The sequence below is a fragment of the Paenibacillus sp. genome, assembly GCF_048976745.1.
GTDB lineage: Bacteria > Bacillota > Bacilli > Paenibacillales > Paenibacillaceae > Paenibacillus.
Window position 1 is genome coordinate 31399 of sequence record NZ_JBHGUU010000022.1, and the last position, 20593, is coordinate 51991.

16 protein-coding genes are annotated in these 20593 nt (G+C 45.7%); all 16 read right to left on the minus strand.

Annotated features, from left to right (window positions below):
* Positions 1 to 205: 205 nt before the first annotated feature.
* A complete protein-coding gene (locus ACE3K2_RS24240; RefSeq protein WP_421896008.1) occupies positions 206 to 1492 on the minus strand; it encodes an adenylosuccinate synthase in 1287 nt (428 codons plus the stop codon).
* 444 nt (positions 1493 to 1936) lie between these two features.
* Entirely contained in the window at positions 1937 to 3298 is a 1362-nt protein-coding gene (gene dnaB, locus ACE3K2_RS24245) for a replicative DNA helicase (RefSeq protein ID WP_036611922.1), read from the minus strand.
* A gap of 1 nt (position 3299) precedes the next feature.
* Positions 3300 to 3743, minus strand: a complete 444-nt coding sequence (gene rplI / locus ACE3K2_RS24250) for a 50S ribosomal protein L9 (RefSeq protein ID WP_036611925.1) — start codon at positions 3741 to 3743, stop codon at positions 3300 to 3302.
* Positions 3740 to 5731 carry a DHH family phosphoesterase gene (locus ACE3K2_RS24255; RefSeq protein ID WP_421896012.1) on the minus strand — a complete coding sequence of 664 codons (1992 nt, stop codon included), beginning with the start codon at positions 5729 to 5731 and terminating at the stop codon, positions 3740 to 3742. Before ACE3K2_RS24255 ends, rplI begins: the two co-directional genes overlap by 4 nt.
* Positions 5732 to 5742: 11 nt before the next feature.
* A complete protein-coding gene (locus ACE3K2_RS24260) occupies positions 5743 to 6654 on the minus strand; it encodes a DUF2232 domain-containing protein (protein ID WP_421896015.1) in 912 nt (303 codons plus the stop codon).
* A 5-nt stretch (positions 6655 to 6659) separates the two neighbouring features.
* Entirely contained in the window at positions 6660 to 6962 is a 303-nt protein-coding gene (locus ACE3K2_RS24265) for a MazG-like family protein (RefSeq protein WP_017691445.1), read from the minus strand.
* A 265-nt stretch (positions 6963 to 7227) separates the two neighbouring features.
* On the minus strand, positions 7228 to 7653 hold the full coding sequence (locus ACE3K2_RS24270; RefSeq protein WP_421896019.1) for a CBS domain-containing protein: 426 nt from the start codon (positions 7651 to 7653) through the stop codon (positions 7228 to 7230).
* Between the two features lie 183 nt (positions 7654 to 7836).
* Positions 7837 to 8871 carry an LCP family protein gene (locus ACE3K2_RS24275; RefSeq protein ID WP_421896022.1) on the minus strand — a complete coding sequence of 345 codons (1035 nt, stop codon included), beginning with the start codon at positions 8869 to 8871 and terminating at the stop codon, positions 7837 to 7839.
* A gap of 431 nt (positions 8872 to 9302) precedes the next feature.
* A complete protein-coding gene (locus ACE3K2_RS24280; RefSeq protein WP_421896025.1) occupies positions 9303 to 10892 on the minus strand; it encodes an MFS transporter in 1590 nt (529 codons plus the stop codon).
* 230 nt (positions 10893 to 11122) lie between these two features.
* A complete protein-coding gene (locus ACE3K2_RS24285; protein ID WP_421896028.1) occupies positions 11123 to 13552 on the minus strand; it encodes an alpha/beta fold hydrolase in 2430 nt (809 codons plus the stop codon).
* A 121-nt stretch (positions 13553 to 13673) separates the two neighbouring features.
* Positions 13674 to 14564, minus strand: coding sequence for a D-alanyl-D-alanine carboxypeptidase family protein (locus ACE3K2_RS24290; protein ID WP_421896031.1), 891 nt, complete (start codon positions 14562 to 14564; stop codon positions 13674 to 13676).
* A gap of 252 nt (positions 14565 to 14816) precedes the next feature.
* On the minus strand, positions 14817 to 16643 hold the full coding sequence (locus ACE3K2_RS24295) for an oligopeptide ABC transporter substrate-binding protein (RefSeq protein ID WP_421896034.1): 1827 nt from the start codon (positions 16641 to 16643) through the stop codon (positions 14817 to 14819).
* Positions 16644 to 16662: 19 nt separating this feature from the next.
* Positions 16663 to 17568, minus strand: coding sequence for an ABC transporter permease (locus ACE3K2_RS24300; protein WP_421896037.1), 906 nt, complete (start codon positions 17566 to 17568; stop codon positions 16663 to 16665).
* A gap of 29 nt (positions 17569 to 17597) precedes the next feature.
* Positions 17598 to 18560, minus strand: coding sequence for an oligopeptide ABC transporter permease (opp4B, locus tag ACE3K2_RS24305; protein WP_091035248.1), 963 nt, complete (start codon positions 18558 to 18560; stop codon positions 17598 to 17600).
* 7 nt (positions 18561 to 18567) lie between these two features.
* Positions 18568 to 19500 (minus strand): ABC transporter ATP-binding protein, encoded by a 933-nt coding sequence (locus ACE3K2_RS24310; protein ID WP_091035246.1) that lies wholly within the window; start codon positions 19498 to 19500, stop codon positions 18568 to 18570.
* 14 nt (positions 19501 to 19514) lie between these two features.
* Positions 19515 to 20504 carry an ABC transporter ATP-binding protein gene (locus tag ACE3K2_RS24315; RefSeq protein WP_091036480.1) on the minus strand — a complete coding sequence of 330 codons (990 nt, stop codon included), beginning with the start codon at positions 20502 to 20504 and terminating at the stop codon, positions 19515 to 19517.
* Positions 20505 to 20593: the final 89 nt, after the last annotated feature.

Here is a 20593-nt window from a genome sequence, read left to right on the forward strand (position 1 = left end):
TCCCACCCGTCTAGCATTACGCATGTTCGGGTCTGTGACTCTACTGTTAACCAGTATTGACGGAAATCTCGGGATTATATCCGAAAAATATACAAAAAAACCTCCAGTCATCGCTATAAAAGCAACAACTGAAGGCTTTACCTGCCTGATTCGGCAGTTTATCCTATTCGATAATACAAGGAAAATGATCTCTCCATGTGTCCAATTATTCGTAGATTGGCAGAACTTGATTCGTTTGCTCACGGTTTCGACCAACGGAGAAGATGGCAATTGGAATGCCTGTCAGTTCGGAAACACGTTTTACATAATTCTGTGTGTTCACTGGCAGGTCTTCAAGTTTCTTCGCTCCAGTGATATCTTCGCTCCAACCTGGCATCTCTTCGTATACCGCTTCACATTCTGCCAGCATTTTGAGGCTTGCTGGATAGTGTGTGATGACCTCGCCACGGAATTTGTATCCTGTGCAGATTTTCACCGTTTCCAGACCTGTCATTACGTCCAGAGAGTTCAGGGACAGACCTGTGATTCCACTGACACGACGCGCGTGGCGAACAACAACACTATCGAACCAACCCACACGACGTGGACGTCCAGTTACCGTACCGTACTCATGTCCCGTCTCACGGATTTGGTCACCTATTGCATCATGCAATTCCGTAGGGAATGGGCCATCTCCTACACGCGTTGTGTAAGCTTTCGCTACCCCAATGACTTGCTGAATACGAGCCGGGCCTACGCCAGAACCGATACATACGCCACCTGCTGAAGGATTGGATGATGTAACAAATGGATAAGTTCCTTGATCAAGGTCCAACATAACGCCTTGTGCGCCTTCAAACAATACTTTTTTGTCCTCATCAATATATTCGTTCAGAACAACGGATGTATCACGTACATATGGACGCAGAATTTCAGCATATCCGAGGTAATCTCGCAGAATCTCTTCCACATCAACAGGCTCACCGCCGTAGACTTGCTCGATGACACGGTTCTTTTCTTTGACCAGATGACGCAGTTTCAGTTCGAAATCTTCAGCATCCATCAGGTCAACCATACGAATGCCAATACGAGCTGATTTGTCCATGTAACATGGGCCAATTCCTTTGCCAGTTGTACCGATTTTGTTCGGACCTTTGCTTTCTTCTTCCAATGCATCCAGTACCATGTGATATGGCAGGATGATATGTGCACGCTCACTGATGGACAGGTTCTTGGTTGTAAAATCATTGTCATGAATATAGTTAATTTCTTCGATGAGTGCCTTCGGGTTGATAACCATTCCGTTACCAATCACACATGCTTTATCCGTGTAGAAAATCCCTGATGGAATCATCGTCAGTTTATATTTTTTGTTATCAATCAGAATTGTATGACCCGCATTGTTACCACCTTGATAACGAGCCACCACATCAGCGCTCTCCGCCAAATAATCCGTGATTTTACCTTTTCCTTCGTCTCCCCATTGCGTTCCCACTACAACTACCGTTGACATAGTTAACATTCCTCCGTGGGTGCCTTGCGCACCTTTGTATTGGTCTGTCCGTCCTCTATCCCGGCAGGCATGTTACGCAATAAACCGACTGAGAAGCGTGCTAACGGACAGTAAAAATGTCCTTCCGTTACATTCAAGGGAAGGTTTGCGCTGCTTTAACGCAGCAGTATTAGTGTACCAGTACCTTTTTTCAAAGTCAAATCAAATGGCGAACAATTAGATATAGTACAACTGTAATGTTCGGGATTTACCCACTATTTCGACACAAAAAACCGGAGACTACAGTCCAAGTGTGCTTGACTGCTATCACCGGTTCAAGGATTACCATTTCATTATGAATCTATATCTGGTATTTATAAGACATGTTTGAGTTCAGTTGCTCTAATGGTTGATCTTCGGGACAGACGATTTTGCTTCCTGATCGAAGCCGTCAGCACCTGCCCGTTACATCGCGAAGGCGTCATTGTGCGCCCTCTCGTAATTGACGAATTTATTAAAGTTTTTCAGGAAGACCAGTTCCACGGTACCTACCGGACCATTACGCTGTTTGGCGATAATGATCTCGATAATATTTTTCTTCTCGGTCTCCTGGTTGTAGTAGTCATCCCGGTACAGGAACGCTACGATGTCGGCATCTTGCTCGATCGAACCCGATTCCCGCAAGTCACTCATCATCGGACGTTTATCCTGACGTTGCTCTACACCCCGGCTCAGCTGGGACAGGGCAATAACCGGAACTTCCAGTTCCCGGCCAATCTGTTTCAGTGTACGTGAAATCTCGGATACCTCTTGTTGACGGTTCTCCCCCGCCTTACCACGTCCACTAATCAGTTGAAGATAGTCGATCAGGATCATGCCAAGGCCTTTCTCCTTCTTCAGACGACGGCATTTGGCACGAATATCGGCTACGGTAATGCCTGGTGTATCATCTATGAAGATGTTGGCCTCTGACAACGCTGCAATACCCATCGTCAGCTTCTGCCAGTCTTCATCACCCTTGAAGTCACCCATACGCATCACGCTGGCATCCAGGTTGGCTTCCGCACAGATCATACGTTGCACCAGCTGGGCAGCTGACATCTCCAGACTGAAGATGGCTACCGTCTCCTGTGCCCGAATGGCTACGTTCTGAGCGATATTCAGGGCAAAGGCCGTCTTACCTACGGAAGGACGAGCCGCTACAATGATCAAGTCACTGCGCTGGAATCCGGCAGTCATTTTGTCCAGATCAATAAATCCGGATGGAATACCTGTCGTTGTACCCTTATTCTGATGGAGTGTTTCCACACGATCGAATACTTCCATCAGTACGTCCTGAATGGCTATAAAACCACTACTGGAGCGACGATTGGAGATCTCCAGGATGCGACGTTCAGCTTCTCCGAGCATCGCTGCAACATCTTCGCCACCTGTATATCCTTCGCTCACAATCTGTGTTGCCGTACGAATCAGGCGACGCAGCATCGATTTCTCTTCGATAATCTGAGCGTAATAGTCTACGTTTGCGGCTGTGGGTACACCATGGGCTAGCTTAGCCAGATAACTAACGCCGCCGATGTCCTCCAGTTCACCTTTATCCTTCAGAAGCGAAGTCAGTGTTACGAGGTCAATCGGTTGATTTCCCTCGCCAAGCTGGATCATCGCTTCAAAGATTAATTGATGGGGCTTATCGTAGAAATCCTCGGTTTGCACCCGTTCCATCGCTGTAATCAGGGCCTCGCCCTGCAACAGGATTGCACCCAGCACGGCCTGTTCGGCTTCCAGGTTCTGCGGGGGAATCCGGTCGAATAACATTTCTCCGCCCATCTTACTCTTCCGTTACCTGTACCTTCAAGGTTGCCTTCACTTCAGGGTGAACCTTGACAGTTACTTGTGTTACGCCGAGTGTACGAATAGGCTCGTCCAGCTCAATTTTGCGTTTGTCTACTTTCAGACCTTTTTTAGACAAAGCTTCTGCGATTTGTTTGCTGGTAATAGCACCAAACAGACGACCACCTTCGCCAGATTTGGCTTTCAGTTCAGTCACTTCTGCTTCCAGCTTTTTCGCAAGTGCTTCCGCTTCCGCTTTCTCTTCCTGTTTGAGTCTTTCTTCAGCCGCCTTCTGGTTGTCCAGTGTCTTCATGTTGCCGTCCGTTGCCAGACGTGCAATTCCCCGTGGCAATAAGAAGTTCTGTGCGTAACCCTCAGATACTTCTTTCACTTGCCCTTTCTTGCCTTGACCCTTCATATCTTTTATAAAAATGACTTTCATTCGAACAGCCCCTCTTCCTTTTCGATTTCAGCCAGTACGTTCGTCAGCCGTTTTTCTGCCTCTCCAAGCGTTCCTTCAAGCTGTACGGCAGCATTCGTCAAATGCCCGCCACCGCCCAGTCGTTCCATGACCACCTGAACATTCATGCGCCCCAGCGATCTCGCGCTGATGCCAATCAATCCATCCGGACGCTCGCTGATAACAAATGAAGCAGCTACGTCAGTCATGTTCAGCAATGTGTCCGCCACTTGGGCAATCATCATCTGTGAAATCTTGCTGCCAGGGTCCGTGACCGCCAGCGCAATGTTTCCATATACCATTTTAGCATGCTTTATGATTTCTGCCTTAGCAATATATTCTGACAGATCCTCTTTCATCAACCGCTGGACCATAATGGTGTCCGCACCGCTACGACGCAAGAAGCCTGCCGCTTCGAACGTTCTGGACCCAGTATGCAATGCAAAGTGCTTTGTATCCATCGTAATACCGGCAAGTAGAGCCGTAGCTTCGAGCGGAGTGAACTGTACCTTGTCATGAATGTATTGCAAGAGCTCTGTTACCAGTTCCGCAGCTGAGGACGCGTAAGGCTCCAGGTAGATCAACACAGCATCATTGATGAACTCCTCACCCCGACGGTGGTGATCCACCACTACAACACGGGTTGCAGACTGCACCAGTTTCGGCTCCATCGTCATGGAGGCCTTATGGGTATCCACCACAACCAGCAGCGTATGCTCTGTCATCATCTGAGTTGCTTGTTCAGGTGATACAAATGCCTTGGTTAACTTCTCATCCTTGTTCACTTGCTCCATCATACGTTCAATCGATGGGTTGACTCCATCCAGTACAATGCGAGCTTCCACATTGTACAGACTCGCCGCTTTCCATACCCCGATGGATGCACCGATTGCATCCATATCCGGGATTTTGTGCCCCATGATGAGCACCCGATCGCTCTCCTGCATCAGATCACGCAGCGCGTGCGCAATAACACGTGCTCTTACCCGTGTCCGTTTCTCCACTGCATTGGACTTGCCTCCATAGAATGACAGACGTTGCCCCGATTTCACGGCGGCCTGGTCACCACCGCGTCCAAGTGCCATGTCCAGACTGGACTGTGCCAGTTCTCCCATCTCACTGATGCTATCCGAACCAAACGCCAGTCCAACACTGAGTGTCATTGGTACTTTGAGGTCAGCAGTCATCTCCCGAACTTCATCCAAAATAACAAATCGGCTCTGCTCCAGTTCCTGCAAAGACTTATGATTCAGCATCAACAGATAACGATCAGAAGACAGTCGGCGCAGGTACACTTCGTACTGCTTGGCCCATGACGTAATCTCGCTGGTCACACGGGCAATCAGTGCTGTACGCTGCTGGTCGTCCATGCCCTGGGCAGCCTCGTCCAGATTATCCAGAACGAGAATCCCCAATGCAAGGCGTTCATTTTCATATTTATCACGAAGAATGGCTAACTCCGTAATCTCGTATACATATACATACCGCTCCTGCGGGTTATGAATAACTCCATAATGCCGATCATCCAACTGGAATTCGTCATGGAACTCCCTGGATGAATGTTCCTTCGTCCCATCCTTCTTCTCTTTAGGCTGAGGAAGTTTGGGAAACAAATTAAGTAGCGGATTACCCACCATTGTTTTCTCCTGGAACATCTCCGCAACGAAGCGATTATGCCACTCTACCGTACGATCCTCGCTGTACAGCACAATTCCGAATGGAAGCATGCTGACCGCTTCCCCCTCCATCCGTTTGATCCGAATAGACAGGCCATTAATGTAGTCGTTAAGCTCACGGCGGAACGCGAGCTCCGCCTTAATCATGACGATTCCCAGCGCCGAAGCCAGTATCAGACTAATCAAACCAAGCGTCCAGTTATAAATGGTAACGAACATAACGAGCAACAGCAGCAGTATGAACGCCCATACGGTATAGTAGCCGTGCCAGCGTTTCTTCAGAAATTTAGGCAAGACTCATCACCCTATCGTTTTGATTTCGATATTGCCTCACGAAGCGGGAACGCCAGATCGATAATTCCGATAATCCGAAGCGGACCAATGAAGAAAACCGCAGCCGCCAGGAAATATGGTATAACCGGATTCCATTTCTTTGTATGTGAGAGAAAGAAGAAGAAGCCGATCGCTTGAATCATGAACCCAAGATTGATTAACGGAGACAGATTCATGGCAATCATGGTCCAGTATGTTCCATCACTTTGTCTGGAGATCACTTCGATCAACAGTGCAAGGAAATAATACCAAATCAACGCACGCGGCATACGCCACTCTCTGGCTGGTGGAAGCTTCGATACCACCACACCCATCACGTTCAGAATCGGACGCGCAATGGCGTGCGTAATAAAGGCCATGACCATCGATGTGACAACGAGAGCAAACGGAATCATAAGCTGCGTTTGTTTGGCAACATCCTCGGTCATCTCAGGTGTCCATGCAAACCCGTTGATCATCTGATTTGATGTATTGGTTAACGGTTCAATGGTCAATTTGACTACATCTTCAATATAACTGGACAGGTCGAATTGGAAAATGACACTGCCGACCAAGAGCAACAACAAGTATTCTGCCAACATCATGCCACTTCCGGCCATCAGCGCAAACAGGGCCGATTTGCGTGTTTTATACGCGTGACCCATAACGATCGCAGGCAGGGTAAAGATGAGCAATAGCAACAGATAGATGGGGTGGAATACAACCAAAATAACAGCTACGGGCACGAGATGCCATATAAACGATTTAAAAGATAACGAAGCATACAAAATAACTCCCGGAATCATCATAAAAAATATGGCAAGTACCGATAAAGGAGTTAACAGCGAAAGTAGCAAGAGCAGATAAACTGCGCTCCAAACAGCTGATTTAAAGCTAAATTTCAACAAATTCACCTCTTACGCATATGATCTTCTAGCGCGGAAATATCCTGGTACCAGTCTTCAAGCTGGTGACCTTCCTGTTTATGCTTTTTCAATTTCTCCACGAGCAGTGCATCCAGATCCTTGAAAGGAATACCGAGCCTGCGGCCCAATATGTAACTACTCATAATCAAACTGGCAAGACTGTCCCCGATTCGAGTTGTACTGCCTTCCCATAACGCCTTGAATAATCGGGATACCTGATCAAGCACTTCGGTTTTCAGCCATTCAATCACTTTAGCGCGTTTGGCTACATCCAGTTCTTTAGGCATTTGGCGAAAGTCACTCTCCCCCGAAAAAGCTTTATTCTCGATTATAGCATAAAAAGAGGGCCCGCAAAATTACCCCAAAAAGCGGAGAAGTTCTCCGAAACTGATGTCAGGTACTTATGCGGAGTCCTCCGTACATCCTATCGACCTATATATTTTGTAAAAAGCTTCGAATTCGCCCTTGGTTCAGGACTACTTAAGTTTAACATGATACCGGATGGCTGTGATTATCCCTAATGACACAATAATGTTTAAATTCGTAACAGCCTTACTTGGCCTTGATCGATTCTTTGGCTACAATGCCCTCGCAGTACTCAATAATCTGACTCCGTCTTACAATACCAATGAACCGATCCATGTCATCGACCACAGGAACAAAGTTCTGAACCTTAGCCAGATTAATCAGGTCTTCCATGTTGGCATCAATCGATACGGGTTTAATATCCAAGCGAAGTGGAACGTCTTTGAGCAAGAACTTTGAAGCGTTTTCAAATGTAATTTTTCCCTCGGCATTCTTCATATACCACAGCAAATCGCCTTCCGTAACCGTACCAATATATTTGCCTTCTTTATTCAAAATGGGCACTGCCGTAAAACGATGATATTCCATCCGTTCCAACGTTTGCCGCAGCGTAGAATCCGACGTCACACACGTAACCTCTTGTTTGGGTAGCAAAAAAAATGCGATGTTCATACCCTTGTGTATCCTCCTTATGAATTTCTTCGTTCAACTTATCTCGCTCAACTTATATTATACGGATCAGAACGCAGGATGTTCCAAAAGGATCGTAGTTCACACCACAAAGAAAAAAACAGCAGCCCGCGAATAAACGTACTGCTGATTGTGGTCTACAACAAATCATCGGTATGGAATTGGTTATTCAATCTTTTGCCGGTCAGGGATCATTACTTCACCGGCTGGGGTCGATTGATCCATCCAGTTGTTAATCAGCTCTTTGGCATATTGGACATCTTTCTCGTCAGCCTGACCATAATAGATACCATCTTTTTTCATCCCCTCACCCAGAATGGTGAAGCTTGAAATCTGCGGTTTCTCCTGAGTAAGCACTTGTTTAGCCAGATCAATAATGAAAGAAGCACGCATATCCGTCTGGAAGCTGTCTCCCATAATCTGAATCAATTCCGGAATTTTGGCAATTTGATTCAAATTCAGCATCTCATTTGCCATCGCGTTGAGGAAAATCTGCTGCCGCTTGGTACGATTAAAATCGCTATCCTCACGGTATCTTACATAATACAAAGCTTCCTGCCCGTCATAGATCGGCTTGCCGCCTTCAATTGTAAATTGCACATGATCCGGGTTCTTGTTCACAATGTCCTCATCAATTGGCAGTTTTACTCCACCAAGCGCATCAACCACTTTTTTAATTCCATCGAAGTTGATCGTTGCATAATAACCTACATCAGCATCAAGGAATTTCTCCACCGTATTGATGGACATATTCTCCCCACCGAAAGCATACGCATGCGCCAGCTTATCATAATCATCCATGCCGTCCTTGTTAGCATCCCGTCCCACAATCTGCACATACGTATCACGTGGAATGGATACCAGAAGCACACGGGATTCCTTGGGACGTACTACAGCATAGATGACGGTATCCGAACGTCCACGCGTCTTCTCATAGGCGCGTTTGTCCGAACCCAGCAGTAACACGGAGAAGGGTTCCTTACGATATACCGTTGGATCAGGCGTATTGTTGCCTTCTTGCGGTACATAAGAGCGGGATAACTGATCTTCTACCGAACCGGCGAGAAACAGATCAAATGCCGCTACAGCCAGCTGTTGACGGAACAAATAACCTCCGATTAACAAAACAACAAGTGAAACGAGCGTTATATATAGGCCTTTTCTTCTTTTCTTCTTCTTATCTTTAGTTCTGCTTTTCATCCATTGATTCCTTCTTCACTGTCAAAATGATACTGCCTACTATATAAGTTTCATCTAATATTTACACGAATAACGGAGAGGTCAGAAAAAACCTGAAGAAGCGTAGCGCTCGCCTTTATCACCGGATTTTTACCTTTGGAAAGGAAATCAAAAAATCTGGGGATAACAGCGATCGGAAGGTTATTCTGAACTCGCAGTGATGAAGTGTAACGATTCGTTCAACTTATATAATACCAATTAAACGTCTGGGATGCCTTGTGACTCGGTGTTCTCTGAAGTTTTCTCTATCTGGAATCAAGACACCGCTTACGCTCGTTCTATTGTAATCATTGCGGGAGCAAGAAAAGTTACAATCCGGTTAAATTGAAAAGAACAGCGGCTCCTTTTTAGTATCAAAAAGTACACTGTCCTCTTCATTTCCACACGCGATCCTATCCGTTTGTGGATACACTTTCCACATGATGACTCTTCTCTTTATGACGCAGACGTCCCGTTATAAGCGCAGCCACCAGCGTAAGCACGCTGAATATAACCGCAGACCAGAAAAGTCCATTGTAACCCTCACCTGTCGTTTGATGCAGTGCTTGAAGCAATACATCGCGGATACCTTCATCAGGAATCCGGGACAGGCCCTCTGTCATACTGGAAACATCACTCCCTGATGCCCCGCCCGACGCATATTGTTGCAGCATTTCAGGCGGCACCTGAATTCCTTTGTCAGCGAATCCTGCCTGAATGTTGGACCCCAGATTAGTGAAAGAACGTGCCAGGAATCCGGCAAAAATGGTAGGTGCAATAGCCATCGCCATCTGACGGAATAACGAGCTGGTTGCTACCGCGATACCTTTGTTGTTCTCCCCCGCCTGTTCTGTGACAAGTACGTTAACTGGCGCGCCCAGCATCATGCCAAAGCCGATACCCACGAGCGTACTCGCGATGACAAATTGCCAGATATGCTCCACCCACAGCGGGAACAGCAGGAATCCAATGGCAGATAATAGCCCAGCAACCGATAACGTCCAGATTGGTCCTTTGCGGTCAACAAGGTATCCACCGCCACCCGCCCCGATGCCGGATGCCAGAGCGAGCGGAGTAAACCAGTACCCGGAAGCCGTATTGGATACGCCAAGATACTGTTCAACGAAACCGGGAATAAAGATCACCGAGGCCAGAATGGCTCCGGAGAAAAAGGCAATCAACAGCGTCCAACGAAAGGACGCAATGCCCAGAAGTTGTGTCGATACAACAGGTTCACGTTCAGATCCTTCCAGTCTTTTTTCCATATAATAAAAGAGCACCAGAATGATTACACCTGCCAAGAAAAAGCCGTAGAACATTGGTGATCCCAGGCTTTGAACCATGTTCACACCGTCCAGATTACTGAAGCTATACATCAAACTGAGTACACCCAATGTCAGGACAGCAATACCGCTCCAATCCACTGCTGCACGATTAAGCTCTTGCTCTTCATGAATAAATCGAATACCTGCAACGAATAGCACAATGGCGATCGGTACGTTGATCAGGAATAACCAATGCCAGTTGCCCGTAATGTCCAGTATAAAAGCACCGATATTAGGCCCCAAAATGGCAGCGACACCATTCATGCCTCCGAGCAGACCCAAAGCTGTACCCTGACGCTCCGCCGGAAACTTGCTTAATACGTATGAGCTGGCGATGATAAAAATCCCCCCACCGCCCAAAGCTTGAATGACACGAGCGATCAGGAAGAAGGTAAACGATGTGCTTAGTGCAACCAGTAGGGAACCGATCCCAAACAACGCCACTTCTATCAAAAACAGTTTCTTGCGACCATAACGGTCCGACAGTTTGCCTGCAATAGGAACACTTACTGCAAGCCCAAGCGTGTAGAGCGTAATCGTCCACGCCCCCCACGTTGGCGACACACCAAATGATGCATTTAAGGTGGTCAGTGAAGAGGTGATAATTCCGTTATCTAGCGCAGCCATAAATACCCCTATGGCAAACAGGATTAGCGGCCATTTCATTTGTTTTTGCATCACATGTTACCTCCCAATCAGATCGTAAATTCAGTATCGTACAGTTGGTTTGGTACATATATATTAAACGGAATTGAATAATAATGACTCACTGGTCATTTTAAAACAAAAGAAATCCATATGTCAATTTAACAATATGGTTGTTTGGTTCATTTTACCTCTGACCCGATAAAATAGAGCTGCCTCACAGGTTCAGTCGAACCTGCGGGACAGCCCTCATGTCTAACGTATTATGGCTGCATCAGATGACGATTCAGGAATTTCTCAATCGCACGGTACAGATCAAGTTGATTCTCCACGTTTGCGAAGCCATGACCTTCATTGGTCTTTAACATATAGGGTACATCGACTCCACGCTTGCGTAAGGCTTCAACGATCTGGTCTGACTCAGCTTGTTTGACACGTGGATCATTAGCGCCCTGAACCACGAATAATGGAGCCTTCATCTGGTCGATGTGGAAGAGCGGTGAGATCGCCGTTAACAGTTCCTTGTCTTTCTCGGGATCTCCCACACGTTCATAGAACATACTGCGCTCTGACTCCCAATAAGGAGGCAGTGAGTCCAGAAGGGTGAAGATGTTGGAAGGTCCCACATAGCTAATGCCTGCAGCATAGACATCCGGTGTGAACGCCAGTCCTGCCAAAGCGGCATATCCACCGTAAGATCCTCCATATATGGCTACACGCTTCGCATCAACCGTCCCCTCTTCAACCAGCCAGTTTACACCGTCTGTGAGGTCGTTCTGCATGGCTTTGCCCCACTCTTTATTACCTGCATCCAGGAATTCCTTGCCGTATCCCGTGGAACCACGGAAATTGACCTGTAGTACCGCATACCCACGGCTTGCGAGGAATTGAATCTCAGGGTTAAAGCCCCATGAGTCACGAGCCCAAGGACCCCCATGTGGAACTACAACCAATGGCAGGTCGGAAGCCTCCGCTCCTTTAGGCAGCGTCAGATAACCATGGAGGGTCAGACCATCACGTGACTTATACGTAATAGGCTTCATATCCGCCATTTGACTCTCATCAATCCAAGGTGCGGCATCAGCCAGTTTATCGAGTTTGCCTGTTTTGGAATCGTAGAAATAATACGTGCCCATTGCTTTGTCACTATACGCTACGAACAATACTTGGCCTTCCTCGCTTATGCTACTGATACTCACTTCCTTGCCTGGCACTTTCGCTTTGATATCCTGCATTAACGTTTTGAACTCCTGATCAAAGAATTCATAGTTCACTTTATCTGTCTCATACACAGCAGCAAGAATGGTACCCTTTTCTTTGGAAGGTACAAAGCTGCTTACATCCACATCTTTATTTTCATAAATGGTTTTGGATACCTTCTTACTGCTTGGGCTGTACTCAACAATCGCCGTTTTGTCTCGCTCCAAGTTGGATATTGCATAGATACTTTTGTTATCATACGTGAACATGACTGGAGCAAAAGTCTCTCCAAGCTTTGTTGTCAGAAGCGGCTCAAATTCCTTATCCTCTGATTCACGATACAGTAATGAAGACACATTGCCATCACTGGACACGGCAACACGAATTTTACCTTCGTGATCCGTCAGCCAGCCCGTAATATTACCCGGGTTCTCTGCGGCAAGTACAGCCTCCCCTGTCTTGATGTTAATACGATACACATCGAAAATGCGCGGATCACGCTTGTTCATGCCTACCAGAATTTCATCCGGAATATTCTCAAGCGGATCTACCAGGATGGCTCTTGTATTAGGATACGGTGTCAGATCCTTGCTGTTTTTACCATCAATATCCGTCACATATATATGGTAGTTCTCATCGCCTGCCTTATCTTGTACATAAAGCAGCTTCTCATTGGTTGCCCAGGCAAATCCTGCAATATTACGTTCTGTTTCGCTCGTAATGCGTACAGGCTTATCCTGACCGTTTGCAGTGACTACGATATTCATACGGTTGTTCCACGGCTCCAGGTAAGCAAGATGCTTACCGTCCGGTGACATCTGGAACCCTGCCTGAGCAGGCTGTTTGAAGAAGTCCTCCAGAGGAGTAAGACCATCCGATTTCACATCGAGTCCAAGCGCCAGATACAGTGCATCAGCGAATTCCCCATGGGTGACTGATTGTTTGGCATTAAATGCACTACCTTCGATAATAAAATGCTGTTTAACCCGTGCAGCGTCATTCGCATGCACAGCTGGAATCTGATCGGCATCACTGTACACTACCTGAATTCCGTTATCCTTAAGTTCAAATGCACGTGTGAACAACGATGCCATCTGTGCACGTGTAAGTGGAGCATCGGGGGCATAGCCTTTGGCCTTCCCTTGAATGAATCCACCTTGCTTTAATGCGTAGATGGCAGGCGCAGCTTCATTCTCCGGCGTAACATCTGCAAAACCTGTAAGTGAGGCCGGCGTATCCAGTTGAAGTACACGTTGCAGAATGATTGCTGCCTCCGCGCGAGTGATTGGAGTTGTTAATTGTGTCATGCCATCTGTGGTGCCATCTATGTATCCAAGTTGTTGCAGTGTTTGTGTCGCCTTGGAAGCAATGGCCTCCGAGACTGAGGCTGTAGGTTTTATGGCTTCGGCCGCCTGTACAGCTGGTTGAATCAGTGCAATGGACATGGCCATGGTAAGCGTAAGAGCGTATACCTTTTTACTAATGGTGTTCAAACAATTTCCCCCTTTAAAGTGAATTACATAATAATATGGAATTATACGTAAGTCATTTTACCATGATTAACCACAAGTTAACAGCGAGATAGGTCTCCTTGATGATGCTCATGTCCACTCTTTATTTTGAGCCCGAAAATCCATAGTTGAACAACTTCCGTGTCTCCACAAAACGCCCTTCACGAGTATCTGTTCCAAATACAACTGAAATCAGCCTTTTGCCATCACGTTCAGCTGTCCCAACAAAATGATATCCGGAATCTTCATCATACCCGGTCTTCAATCCGTCATTTCCATCGTAAGCATACGGCCCACCAATAGAGGACAACATCCAATTCGTATTGCTCATGTACATCCCTTTTTGATGCATCGATACTTGCATTTGACTGGAGATTCTTAGAATCTCGGGATGGTTATTCAGCAAATATCGCGCAAGCTTGCATGCATCTATAGCCGTCATTAAAGTCTGCCCTTGTATTTCCATCGGACGGTGAGGACCGAGCAGTTTTTCACTAAGTCCTGTTGAATTCGTGAATTGTGTATTTTCAGACAGCCCAATCTGAGTTGCTTTCTGATTCATCTGTTGCACGAACTTCTGCTCTGTACCACTGATATGTTCAGCCAGAGCGACAGTTGCATCATTGGCTGAATAGACAGCTACGATCTCGAACAACTCCTGAACTGTGAATTGCTCTCCCTGTTTCAGGGTCAATTGACTGCCCCCTACGGAGCTGGCATACAGACTCACATTCACAAGATCATTCCAGCCTATATCACCATTAATCACGGCCTCCATCACTAACAGTTCTGTCATCAACTTACTGACGCCTGCCGGAGCAATCTCTTCTGAGCCGTTAAAATCCATTAAGATCTGTTCAGAGTTCATATCCATTAATACCGCAGATTCAGCTTTAATTCCCGGTTTGCCTACCAGCATGTCCGGTTTCACACCCAAATATATAATGAGCAGCAGAGCCAGCAGCATACCTGCCCGTTTCCACCATTTTTTCATAAGATGATCACCTCTTACCTATATAGACGAAGTGAAAAGGCATTTTGTCTGCACTTTTTTGAAAAAAAGTTAAATTTTTTTTATTTTTTGGTTACAAAAAAAACATGAACCCCATACACCCATGCCAGAGTGTACAGAATCCATGTTTTGAAAGACACTTTAGTTCAATCTCCCAGGAGAAATCTTCATTATAACCTAGCAACCGATTTCTGAAAGGACCCCAATCCTTACAGCTGCTAATTGAAGAAAGTATTACTCAGCTACAACTGCTTTGTCTGCATTAACTTGCAGGTCGCTCAGGTAAACGCCTGTTCCATCACCAATCGCATAGTTCATTACACGTTTGTTAACTGGTGCTACAACTGCACGATACAGTGTAGGGAATACAGGAACTTCATCTACCATGTATTGCTGCCATTGATTGTAGATCTCTTTACGCTTGTCTACATCAAATGCCTCAGCAGAGATACCTTGAGCCAGCAATTTGTCATTCTCTTCGCTGGAGAATCTGGAGAAGTTGTAGAGTGCATCACGGCCATACAGACCGGATGGATCTACGTCAATACCAACGCCCCATGCGGCTTGATACACATCAATGTTCGGATCATCTTTACCTGTGTTACCTACACGGTCATAGAAATTGTTGAACTCAACCATTTCCAGGTTTACTTTCAGACCAATAGCAGCCCAAGATTGAACATAATAACGTGCCAGTGGTTCAGCTGTATCGCCACCAGTCATAGACACAAAGTTGATTTCGAGTGGTGTTCCATCCGGATTGGTACGGAATTCACCATCCAGCTTGTAACCAGCTTCATCAAGCAAAGCTTTCGCTGCTTCTGGATCATACTTTACACCCGGATTATTGGAATCATGGAATTCAGGGTGAGATGGTGGAATCAGGGTTGTTGCATTCCAACGTAGGCCATTATAGAAACGTTTACCAACTTGATCGTTATCTACAGCCATCCACATTGCTTTACGCAAGTTTTTATCTCCCATTTTTGCTTCAGGATTGCTTTTAACTTTTCCGTTCTCTTCATCCCACGTACCCAGTTTGAAACCGATGTACGTATAAGCACGATCGATTGCGCCCAGGAATTCTACGTTGGACAAGTTTGCATTGTCTTTATATTGATCTGTCGGGAATGCATCCACGAGGTCTACCCCGCCAGATTTCAGTTCTTGAACAACCGTAGTCGGGTTGATAACTTTCAGAGTCACTTTGTCCAGTTTAGGAGCTCCACGCCAGTAGTCTTCGTTCTTAACATAAGTTACAGACTCACCTGGAGTGATGACATCCACTTTAAATGGACCAAAACCAATTGGTTTTTCACGTACTTCTTTGGAAGAAGACATTTTTGCTACATCCATATCTCCGAAGATATGTTTAGCCAGTGGATACGTCCATACGCCACCTGTCAGCAGGGACGGAGTAGATTCTTTATACGTAATGCTGATTTTTTTGTCGCTCAGCACTTTAATACCAGAGATTGTTTTTGCTTTTCCAGCATGAAACTCGTCCATACCTACTACACTAGTGAAGTTGGAGTCGTAACGTGGACCATCATAGCCTTTGCTACCGATAACTTCATAAGCAAATTGCAGATCTTCAGCCGTTACCGGCTTGCCATCATGCCAGTTCACATTGTCACGAATGGTCAGTGTGAACGTTTTGCCATCTTCGGAAGTCTCATATGTTGCAGCACCATCATTGGTGTACACATAGTCTTTATCCCAAGTTAGCAAGCCTTCATCGAACCATTGAATAACCTGTACATCCGGGTTACCGGAATAAAAATTGTAGTTCAGTGTACCTTCAAAAGCAGTATCCGATACAAGTCCGAATGTAATCGATCCACCCTCGATCGCAGTACCTTCATTCGTTTTGACATTGTTGAAGTCTTCAATGGAGTAAACGCCCTCTTCATTAGCCGGTTTCTCCTCCGTTTTTCCCTCTTCTGTGTTGGAAGCTGGAGCTGGAGTAGCTGCTTCTTTCTCAGAGCACGCTGCGAGCACCAATACAAAGACCAACATCATCGTGAAAAATAGTCCCCGTGAAAATAATCCCTTTTTCATGAACCTTTCCTCCCTTTTTTTAACCTCTTCTTTGTCTTGCATCAGTCGCACGCTTTAGGGCTTGACCGACATTATTTATACTCAACATCAATACCAAAATCAGTACCGATGCGGGTAGCCATATCCACCATCTGGATTCCAGGGTTTGCGGATTACGTGCATAACTTACAAGTGTTCCAAGACTGGGTGTACTTTCCGGAAAACCAAATCCCAGAAAAGACAACCCGGATTCAAGGCCGATATTGGAAGCAAGATTCAATGTCATCGTTACGATAATGATTGAACTCAAGTTCGGAAGAACCTGCGAGACAACAATTTTAAAGTGGGAAGAACCGAGTGTTTTGGACGCTTTTACATACTCGAGTTCACTCTCTTGCAATGCCTTTGAGCGAATCAATCTGGCTATTCCCATCCATAAGAAGGCTGTCATGATCAATGAAAATGAAACAATGTTGTACTTAGGTACGGCTGTAACAAATGCGATAACCATCATCAGGAACGGAAGAATCATGAAAAAGTCTACGATCCGCATAAACAGGTTATCAATCATTCCACCGAAATAACCAGACAGAACCCCAACAAGGATACCGATAATTCCCGTCATAACAGTTACTAGAATACCAATACTTAACGAGTTACGTGTCCCAATGACAAGTTGGCCAAATACATCCCGGCCGCCGTAATCCGTGCCTAGCCAGTATTGTGCAGAAGGTGGTTCATATAAGGCAAACAAGTCTACCTTAACGATTTCATCCTGATCCAAGATTATGGAAGTTCCATATACAAGGAGGATAACAAGCCCCAAGAATATGAGGGAAATCAAGGCAACCTTATCTCTAACCAGCTCTCTCCACAATATATTCAAGCTAGAGGGGCTTTTATCAACCTTCTGTGAAGTTACAACAACATCATTGGTCTTGCTCATCTTGTTTTCACCCCGAAATCTTCAAGTTCTTACTTAATGCGAATACGCGGATCGACTAATCCTAGAATAATATCAGACAGCAATGATCCCAGAATGGTAGCTATCCCATATAAGAGTACAAGTGCGGTAACCACACTGAAATCCCTTAAAGAGATGGAATTCAGGAACAACTGTCCCATACCCGGATAGCTGAATATACTCTCAATAAAAATAGTACCGCCGATCAATCCGGTAATCTCATATCCGAAAAATGCAGCGATTGGCAACAAGGAGTTCCTAAGGATATGTCTGTTGTAAATGCGGGACTCCGAAGCGCCTTTGGCTCTCGCGGTAAGAACAAATTCTTTATGCTTGATGTCGATAATCTCGCTACGCAGGTACTGTACGGTCGAAACGGTGGAAATCAACGCCATTGATAGTGCTGGCAGTAGCAAATGGTGTATCTTGCTTACAACATAATCGAATGTTCCAGGAGTAAGACCCGGTGCCACGCTTCCTCCTGTTGGGAACCATCCAAAATGGAATCCGAAGACCCAAACCATCACCAGTGCGAATATGAACAGCGGTGCTGCAAATCCCAAGTACGTGTATCCTGTAATCAGTCGGTCAGACCAAGTGTCGTTGTAACGACCACTGATAATTCCGAGTGGGATCGCAATGAGATACGTTAAGACGAGTGTGGCCAAAGCGAGCCAGAATGTATTGGCAATCCGCTGGCCAATCAGATCCGTAACCGGCATTTTGAAGCGGAAGGATTGTCCAAAATCTCCGACAGCTGCATTCCTAATCCAGTCCCAATATTGCACATACCATGGATTGTTTAGTCCGAGTCGCTCACGTTGTTCATCCAGTGCTTTCGGATCGATACTTGGATCAAGCAGTCCGGTAAGTGCATCCCCCGGCATAGCCTTGGCCATCAAAAAGACCAAGAGACTGAGCAAAAAAACCTGAGGAATCATTATGATAATTCTGCGTACTATTGTTTTCCACATATGACCTTCAACCTTTCTGAGGTAGAGCTACTCGGTGAGTATTGGAAATGGATTGGAGCGAGTAAGCAAGTCCTTCCTCATCAAAGAAATTACGGTATGAATGTTCATACTCGGACTTAATCTGCTGACGGAAAGCTATCATTTCCTCACGCTTGGTTGGGTCCATATCCGGTATGGCTGCAATAAGACGTTTGGTATAAATGTGTTGTGGATTTTCAAAAATATCATTTGTTGTGCCCTGTTCCACATATCGACCTTTATACATAATTCCAATCTCGTCACACATATGACGGATGATGCCCAGATCGTGACTGATGAACAGATACGTCAGATTTAATTCTTTTTGGATTTCCTGCATGAAGTTGAGTACCTGAGCCTGTACCGATACATCGAGTGCAGATACAGGTTCATCAGCAATAATCAGCTTTGGCTTCAGTGCAATAGCCCGTGCAATGCCGATCCGTTGGCGCTGTCCCCCTGAGAATTCATGCGGATATTTGTAGATGGACTCCGGACTCAGGCCAACCTTTTCAAGCAATTCTCTTACTTGTCTTTTCTCCTCGGTCGCTGTCAGACGCTCATAGTTACGAAACGGCTCAGCGATGATATCGATAACCCGCTTCTTTGGATTCAGTGATGAATACGGGTCTTGAAAAATCATTTGTACATCCCGCTGGAGCTGCCTGTTCTTACGTCGCTCCGTAGCCAGATTTTTGCCGTTAAACAGTATCTTTCCGTCAGTGACATGGTTTAGCCCAATAATGGCTCTGCCTGTTGTTGTCTTGCCTGATCCTGATTCGCCAACCAGACCATAGGTCTGTCCTTGTTCAATGGAGAAGCTAACATCGTCAACAGCCTTTACACTGCCAATTTCCCGTTTAAGCAATCCACCGCGAATCGGAAAGTGTATCTTGAGCCCTTCTACTTCGAGTAATGCCATTATGTTATTCCTCCTCAGCTTTGGTCAGGGAAATGAAAGTGCTGGTAACAGGTACACCGTACAAAGTGACCTGGTGCAATTTCATGCATCTGTGGGTTCTCTTCATGAGCCGATTCACTAATCCATGGAATTCGGGCTTTGAATCTGCACCCTTTGCGAGGAAGATTTTTGAGTGATGGTACGATGCCTTGAATGACATGCAATTTGGATCTTTCTTCAGACAGAGTGGGAATAGAGTTCAACAATGAGCGGGTATACGGATGCTTCGCATCGTTCATCAATGTGAAGATATCTGCGATTTCAACAATTTCTCCTGCATACATTACAGCAACACGATCAGCCATCTCAGCTACGACACCCAAATCATGTGTAATCAGAATAATGCCTGCGTTAATTTCATTCTTCAGATCACGGATCAGCTCCAGAATCTGTAGTTGAATCGTAACGTCAAGCGCCGTCGTTGGTTCATCGGCTATGAGTAGTTCCGGTTTGTTGGCAATCGCAATGGCGATGACAATTCTCTGTCTCATACCACCAGATAATTCGTGGGGATACTGCTTGTATATTTGTTCGGGACGTGGAATCCCTACCTGATTCAATAAGTGAATGACCTTTTCTCTCTTCTCTCTGGAAGACAGCTTAGACTGATGAAGTGTGAGGATCTCTTCAATCTGTTCACCAATAATCATTAGAGGATTTAACGCGGACAATGGATCCTGAAAAATCATACCCATTTCTTTACCGCGTAGTTTGTTCAACTTGTTTGGGGAGATGTTGGCAATATCTTGTCCTTTATAGAGAATCTGGCCTTCGATTTTTGCTTTGTTATGCAAACCCATAAGAGAGAATGCAAAAGCACTTTTACCTGACCCGGATTCACCTACAATCGCCAACACTTCATTTTTTTTCACCTTAAGGTTAACGTGATCCACTGCTGCATAATAGTCATCTTCAATTCTGAATGATGTTGTTAGATTTCTGACTTCCAATAGCTCTGTATTCAAATCAATCACCCTAACCCCATAATTTCCGCAGATTGTATTCGTGTGTAGAAGAATGCATCCACTGTATATTTCCAAGTTCTTGAAGATAA